This window comes from Corynebacterium sp. MSK044 (assembly GCF_030232825.1).
Lineage (GTDB): Bacteria > Actinomycetota > Actinomycetes > Mycobacteriales > Mycobacteriaceae > Corynebacterium.
This window is the reverse complement of record NZ_JASPJJ010000062.1, coordinates 1-517: the sequence shown is the minus strand read 5'-3', so window position 1 is coordinate 517 and position 517 is coordinate 1. Positions and strand designations below refer to the sequence as shown.

The window sequence follows — 517 nt, the reverse complement described above, 5'->3', positions numbered from 1 at the left end:
TTTGACGCGGTCGTCAAAGCACGCACAGGGCGTACGAAGCACACACTGCAAGTATTGTGGGCTCGCTACACCACCACCCCCGCCCAGCCGGGGCAGCGGCACTACAGCTATGACCGGTTCCGCCAGCTGGTTGCCTCCCATGTCGATGCAGCCGGGCTTAGCGCCCGGATCACCCATGCACCAGGGCATACGATGCAGGTGGATTGGGCAGGGACCAAGATGCGCCTGTACGACCCTGCGGGCACACCGGGTGCGAAAGTCAGCATTTTCGTCGCTTCGCTGCCGTATTCAGGGATGCTGTTTGCCTGTGCGTGTGTTGACCAGCGGCAACAGTCCTGGCTTGATGCCCATCGTCAAGCGTTTGACTACTTCGGTGGGGTCTGCCAGGTTGTTGTCCCCGATAACGCGTCAACAGCATCAAACGCGATTAGTACTGCCGATAGGAATCGGAAGGTCAACGACACCTACCAGCAGTTCTTGGAGCACTACAACACAGCAGCACTTCCCACACGCGCGC

The 517-nt window shown here is 59.6% G+C and carries 1 protein-coding gene; it reads left to right on the top strand.

What is annotated here, in order from left to right; all coding sequences use genetic code 11:
- Positions 1–54 precede the first annotated feature (54 nt).
- Positions 55–517, top strand: a 463-nt coding sequence (locus tag QP994_RS11080) for a DDE-type integrase/transposase/recombinase (protein ID WP_284866837.1), incomplete at its 3' end; no start/stop codon positions are given.